The 5,983-nt window shown below is 73.2% G+C and carries 7 protein-coding genes; 4 read left to right on the top strand and 3 right to left on the bottom strand.

All coding sequences use genetic code 11. The annotated features are described in order from the left end of the window. Positions 1 to 12 precede the first annotated feature (12 nt). The 3 genes from GTR02_RS24695 to GTR02_RS18915 form a co-directional block, all read right to left on the bottom strand. Positions 13 to 972 carry an alpha-1,2-fucosyltransferase gene (locus tag GTR02_RS24695; RefSeq protein ID WP_166609033.1) on the bottom strand — a complete coding sequence of 320 codons (960 nt, stop codon included), beginning with the start codon at positions 970 to 972 and terminating at the stop codon, positions 13 to 15. Beyond that, positions 969 to 1,400, bottom strand: a complete 432-nt coding sequence (locus GTR02_RS18910; RefSeq protein ID WP_166609034.1) for a hypothetical protein — start codon at positions 1,398 to 1,400, stop codon at positions 969 to 971. Before GTR02_RS18910 ends, GTR02_RS24695 begins: the two co-directional genes overlap by 4 nt. 73 nt (positions 1,401 to 1,473) lie before the next feature. After that, positions 1,474 to 2,364 carry a sigma-70 family RNA polymerase sigma factor gene (locus GTR02_RS18915; protein ID WP_338073924.1) on the bottom strand — a complete coding sequence of 297 codons (891 nt, stop codon included), beginning with the start codon at positions 2,362 to 2,364 and terminating at the stop codon, positions 1,474 to 1,476. A gap of 273 nt (positions 2,365 to 2,637) precedes the next feature. Here GTR02_RS18915 and flgN point away from each other — a divergent pair, with 273 nt between their 5' ends. From flgN to fliW, 4 genes are read left to right on the top strand one after another with little or no spacing between them, the layout of a single operon-like run. Continuing rightward, positions 2,638 to 3,129, top strand: coding sequence for a flagellar export chaperone FlgN (gene flgN, locus GTR02_RS18920; protein ID WP_166609035.1), 492 nt, complete (start codon positions 2,638 to 2,640; stop codon positions 3,127 to 3,129). Between the two features lie 21 nt (positions 3,130 to 3,150). Further along, positions 3,151 to 4,566, top strand: coding sequence for a flagellar hook-associated protein FlgK (gene flgK, locus GTR02_RS18925; RefSeq protein ID WP_166609036.1), 1,416 nt, complete (start codon positions 3,151 to 3,153; stop codon positions 4,564 to 4,566). Positions 4,567 to 4,594: 28 nt separating this feature from the next. Further along, entirely contained in the window at positions 4,595 to 5,497 is a 903-nt protein-coding gene (gene flgL, locus GTR02_RS18930; RefSeq protein ID WP_166609037.1) for a flagellar hook-associated protein FlgL, read from the top strand. Positions 5,498 to 5,523: 26 nt separating this feature from the next. Further along, on the top strand, positions 5,524 to 5,928 hold the full coding sequence (gene fliW, locus GTR02_RS18935; protein WP_166609038.1) for a flagellar assembly protein FliW: 405 nt from the start codon (positions 5,524 to 5,526) through the stop codon (positions 5,926 to 5,928). The last annotated feature ends 55 nt before the right edge of the window (positions 5,929 to 5,983 follow it).

The raw sequence follows: 5,983 nt of genomic DNA on the forward strand, positions 1-5,983 counted from the left end.
GGGGGGACTACGTCAGCAACCCGGCCCGCCCAGCACGGCGTCGAGGTGGTCCAGCGCGCGGCGGTAGTACTCCGGCGAGCAGGTCCCGTGGACGGCCTGGGCGGCCGGGTTGCTGACGTAGTCCCCCCGGCGCACGTGCAGGCTGGTCGCCTCGGGGAGGGCGGCCAACTGCTCGGCGACCTCAGTGGCCCACGACGAGAGGGCGCGCCGGGGGCGGAGGTCCGCGCGCAGGGCGTCGACGTTCGCCTCTCCGTACCGCGGCGACTGGAAGTACCCCTCGAGGAGCACCCCCGCCTCCTGCCCGAGCAGGGTCGGGTCGAAGCGGAACCCGGCCTCCGCGACGTGCCGGCCGGGCGGCCCGCCGACCGCGGCCCAGCCGCGCTCGTCGTCGACGAAGGCGTCGACGCGGACCTGGAAGTCGTCCAGTTCCCAGCGCAGGCGCTCGCCCGCGAACCAGGTGCGGTCGGCCACGAGCGCAGCGCCCGTGCGGTCAGCCAGCGTCCGCGCCAGGACGTACTGGAACAGCTGGTTGCCCAGACCCCCCATGAACCGCACGGCCACCGGCCCCCTCGCGGCGACCGTCCTGCCGCGCCGCAGGCGGAGTCCGGCGAGCACGTCGTCCACCCGCTCCGGGTCGGGCACCGTGGGCGCCGCGGCGTACTGCGGGAGGCCGGGACCGAAGGCGTGGACCCCGCGGGCGACGTCCGCGGGTCGGGGGTCTCCCTCAAGCACGTGCACGGGTGCGACGGTCGCCGCGGGGCCGGCGGCGAGGGCGATGCGCGCCAGCGCCGACCCGGCGGTCTGCACCTCCGCCTCGTCCCGCGCGCAGACGACGAGCGACGTCCCCGGGTGGTCGGCGTGGTGCGCCAGGAAGGCGGCCACCACGCCGGGGGCGGTGTCGTCCCAGCGCACCCAGAGCGCGGACTCGGGGACCCCCGCAGCGGTACCGGCGACCGCCGTCGCGGTGGTCACGGCCGCCACAGCGACGCGAGCTGCAGCACCGTCTCGGCGTCTCCCCAGGCCGTCCCGGTGCCTTCGACGACCACGTCCACCTCTCCGTCGAGGGTGTGGTCGTCGCCGACGAGCTCGACGTCGGGCAGGTCGGCCGGGTCCTCCGCGAGCGAGGCCAGCAGGCCCCCGATGGCGTCGGCGTCGGCGGGACGGGGCTCCGGCACCCCGGCGACGGCGATGAGGACCCCGCTACCGCGCTGGGCGTCGAAGACCCGCAGGACCGCGGCGAGCAGCACCGACTCGCGGTCGAGGTCGCCGGCGAGACGGACCAGGACCCGCTCCTGGCCGGGAGCCGCGGCGTCGCCAGCCGCCGGCAGGGCCGCCGTGGTGGGCGCCGTCCCCGCGGCGGGGAACCAGTCGCTCAGCGGCCTCAGACGGCGTTCACTCACAGTGCTCACCCTACTGAGAGTGCCACTTGCATGACGACAAGTCACTGGATTGGTGCGGTCGGGTTGACCGGCGTCAGGCGCTCTGGCGCACCCGCACCGGCGCGGCGGACGCCCCGAAGCTGCTCAGCGCGAGCCGCGCCCGGAAGTCCGACTGCGCGCCGACGGCGGCGAAGTAGGACTCCTTGCGCTTCACGGCGGCGTTGGAGCCCGACAGCGCGCCCAGCATCTCGGGGGCGAGGTGGGCGTTCATGCCGTCGCGGAGCAGGACGAGCGCCTCGGCGCGCATCTGCGAGATCCGGGACTCGCTGACCTCGAGCTCCTCGGCCAGCTCGGCCATGGGGCGCTCGGCGATGAAGTAGCCCTCGACGACCGCGCGCAGGCGCTCGGGGAGCGCGGCGACGGCGGAGCGCAGGTAGCCGAGGCGCTCGCGGTGCAGCAGCTCCTGCTCGGGGCCGGGGGTGTGCGTGGGCAGGTGGTCGTCCAGCGAGGCGCCGTCGGCCGTGAACCCCTGCATCGACAGCACGACGGAGCGCTGCGCGTCGTCGCGGGTGTCGTGCAGCTCGCGGGTGGTGACGCCGAGCGCCGAGGCGGTCTCGTCGGCCGTGGGCCGGCGGCCGAGCTGCACCGTGAGCTGGTCCTCGACCTGCGTGAGCTTGCGGGCCCGGCTGCGGGCTCCGCGCGACGCCCAGTCCTGGCCGCGCAGCTCGTCGAGCAGCGCACCGCGGATGCGGGTGTTGGCGTAGCGGTTGAAGGGCACGCCCGTCGTGGGGTCGTAGGCCCGGGAGGCCTGCACCAGGGCCAGCAGCCCGGCGGAGGTGAGGTCGTCGCGGCTCACGTGCGAGGGGAGCCGGCCGATGAACTCGTTGGTGATGTAGCCCACGATCGGCAGGCTCCTCACGACCAGGGCCGCGCGGGCGGCGTCGGTGAGGGCCTCGAGCTGGGGAGCAGCGGCGTCTGCGGTCACGCCCCATCTCTCGGCACGTCACCCCCTCCGACTTGAGCGTCCGGTCGGGGGTCTCGTCCGGAGCAGTGGCCACGCGCGCCGGCGTGACGACGGGCGAGCGGCGCCACCCGGACGGCGGTACCGACGCGGACCGGCGCGGCTCCCGCCCCCGCGAGGCCGTCGCCCACGGGGGCACGCCGGCCCCGCACCACCCCGGCAGCCCCTCAGGTGCGACGCCGGAGTGCCGATGGAGGCGGGAGCAAGGACGCGACGGTCGGCACGGGAAGGACGGGAATGGGACTCGCTGAGGTCTCCGGCATCCTCTGGAAGGAGCGGGAGCTGCTGGAGCTGCTGCTCTTCAAGCTGGAGGAGGAGCAGCTCGTGCTGGCCAGCGGCCGCACGCGCTGGCTGGCGCACGCCACCCGTGAGGTGGAGTTCGTCCTGGAGCAGATCCGGTCGACCGAGCTGCTGCGCGCCGCCGAGGTGGACGCCATCGCGGCCGAGCTCGGCATCGACGCGGGTCCCAGCCTGAACGTGCTCGCCAACGTCGTCCCCGAACCGTGGGACGACCTGTTCCGGAGCCACCGCGACGCGTTCCTCACGCTCACCGCGGAGATCCAGAACCTCGCGGACGCCAACCGCGACCTGCTGACCAGCGGCGCCCGCGCCGTCCGGGAAGCACTGCTGGGCCTCGACCAGGGCCTGGACACCTACACCGCCAAGGGCAAGAACACCGCAGCCTCCACCGGGGGATCGCGTGCCCACTTCGTCGACGAAGCCCTCTGACGGGCAGCGAGGACCGAGGACATGAGCACCTTCTCCGGCATCAACCTGGCCTCCCGCGGACTGAGCGCGGCGCAGCGCGGCATGGAGGTCACGGGGCAGAACATCGCCAACGCGAACACTCCCGGCTACACGCGCCAGCGCCTGGACCAGACCGAGGCGACCGCTGCGACCGACGGCCTGTGGTCCTCGCGCAAGGACGTCCCGGGCGACGGGGTCGAGATCACCGGGATCACCCGGATCGCCGACGCCTTCGTCGACGCGCGCAAGCGCCAGGACGCGGCCACCGCCGCGGAGCAGCGCACCGCCAGCGCCGTCCTCACCCAGGTGGACACCGGCCTCGGCGAACCCGGCAAGGGAAGCCTGACCCAGCGCCTGACGGACCTGTACAAGTCCTGGGGCGACCTCGGCACGGCCTCGGGCGAGGACGCCGCCGGGCCGGCCCGCACGACGGTCATGGCCCGCAGCGCCGCCGTCTCGGACACCCTGAAGAGCCTGGACACCTCCCTGCAGCAGCAGTGGGGCAACCTGCGGGACAACACCTCCATCCTCGCCGACGACATCAACGGCACCGCGGCCCACGTCGCCGAGCTCAACCTCGCCGTCCGCAAGGCCGTCAACGCCGGCACCTCGCCCAACGAGCTGATGGACCAGCGCGACGTCTACGTCAACCACCTCACCGACCTCACCGGGGCGCGCGTCACCCCGGGCAAGGACGGCACCGTCGACGTCTACCTCGGCAACGCGGTGCTGGTCAGCGGCGTCCACGCCGAGAAGGTCACCGTGGCCGCCTCCGCCGGAACCCCCGCGACCTCCGTCGAGCCCCGCTACCTGAGCCTCGACCAGGTCAAGGGCGACGGCGGCAAGGTGTTCCTCAAGGTCGGCACCCTGGCCGTCGCGCCGGACTCGGGCACGCTCAAGGCGACGCTCGACGCCGTCAACACGGCCCTGCCGACCATCGCCAAGCAGTACGACGCGGCGGCCGCGTCCATCGCGAAGTCCGTCAACGACATCTACAACCCCGACCTGCCGCACGACCCGGCGAAGGACTTCTACCGGGTCCCCGCGACGGCCGCCTCGCTGACCACCGTCCCGACGAAGGGCACCGACCTCGCCGGGCGCGACAGCGCACCCGGGACCGTGGACCGGTCCGTCGCCAAGGCCCTGGGGCAGCTGCCCGAGACCGCGGCGAGCCCGTCGCGGGTCTGGCGCGACACCGTGACGAGCATCGCGTCCACCGCCCAGGCCGCCGAGAGCCGCGCCGTCCTCGCCGGCCAGGTCGCCCTGAAGTCCGACGCCGCCCGGGAAGCCGTCTCGGGCGTCAACATGGACGAGGAGATGACGAACCTCGTCACCTTCCAGCACGCCTACAGCGCATCCGCCCGGGTCCTCAGCGCGATCAACGAGTCGCTGGACACCCTCATCAACCTCGTCCGCTGACGATCCCAGGACCGGAGACCCCCTGATGTTGAGCCGCATCACCAACCGCAGCCTCGCGGTCGGTTCCCTGAACAACCTGCAGGCCAGCCTCGACCGCAGCCAGCGCCTGCAGGAGCAGCTGTCGAGCGGCAAGGTGCTGCGCAAGCCGTCGGACGACCCGGTCGTCACCAACAACTCGATCCAGTACCGGACCGAGATCGGCGTCAACGAGCAGTACGGCCGCAACAACCTCGACGGCCAGGCGTGGCTGAACACCGCGGACACGGCGCTCAAGGGCGCCGTCGACGCCATGCAGACCATCCGCGGCCTGACGGTCCAGGCGGCCAGCACGGGCGGGAACACCGCGGAGTCGCGCCGCGCCATCGCGCGGCAGATCGACAGCCTCAAGGAGGAGGTGCTGCAGTCGGCGAACACCAAGTACCTGGGGCGCTCCGTCTTCGCCGGCACCCGGGCCACGGACACCGCGTTCACGGCCGACACCACGACCACTCCCCCCACCTACGCCTACGCGGGCAACAGCGCCGCGGTGGCGCGCCGGGTCGGGCCGGACGTCGACGTCCAGGTCAACGTCCCCGGCGAGGAGGCCTTCGGCACCGCCGGGGAGACCTTCGCGATGCTCACCCGCCTCTCGGACAAGCTCAAGAGCGGCGACTCCACCGGCATCGGCGGCTTCCTCGACGAGATCGACGCGGGCCTCGGCCGGCTCAAGGACTCCTGGTCGGCCGTCGGTGCGCGCACCAACCAGCTGACCGCGCTCAAGGACGTCTCGGACACCCGCATCGACTCCCTCACCGACTCGGACAACGAGATCACGAGCGTCGACCTGCCGAAGACGCTCATCGAGTACAACCTGCAGAAGGTCGCCTACGAATCGGCGCTCGGCGTCACCGCCAAGGTCATCCAGCCCACCCTGATGGACTTCCTCCGTTGAGCAAGGAGTTCTCTACAGTGACCGTCATGACCGACGCACCCGTCGCCGCCCCCGAGGTCGAGTTCGTCGCCCCCATCATGGGCTTCGACCAGCACAAGCGCTTCTCCCTCGTCGCCCTGGACGAGGAGGGGGTCCTGTTCTCGCTGCGCTGCCTGGACGACCCCGACCTGCGCCTCATCGTCATGGCTCCGGGCAGCTTCTTCCCCGGCTACGCCCCCGAGCTGGACGACGACACCGTCGCCGCGCTCGACCTGCGCGACGCCACCGAGGCGGCAGTGCTGTGCGTCGTGAACCCGGGCACGGGCCTGGCCAGCGCGACGGCGAACCTGCTCGCGCCGGTCGTCATCAACCACCGCTCGATGCGGGCGGCGCAGACCGTCCTCGTCGGCACCGACCTGCCGCTGCGCGCACCCCTGGTGCCCGCCGCCTGAGCCTCCGCGTGCCCCACCACCGTCGCCCCCGCGGCCGGGGGGCGGCGTGCTGCCG

Source organism: Kineococcus siccus, assembly GCF_009906795.1.
In the GTDB taxonomy this organism is placed as follows: domain Bacteria; phylum Actinomycetota; class Actinomycetes; order Actinomycetales; family Kineococcaceae; genus Kineococcus; species Kineococcus siccus.

Excerpts from the sequence above, each read along its gene's own strand:
- flgK (WP_166609036.1), top strand. The coding sequence starts at position 3,151 with ATGAGCACCTTCTCCGGCATCAACCTGGCCTCCCGCGGACTGAGCGCG.
- flgN (WP_166609035.1), top strand. The coding sequence starts at position 2,638 with ATGGGACTCGCTGAGGTCTCCGGCATCCTCTGGAAGGAGCGGGAGCTG.
- fliW (WP_166609038.1), top strand. The coding sequence starts at position 5,524 with ATGACCGACGCACCCGTCGCCGCCCCCGAGGTCGAGTTCGTCGCCCCC.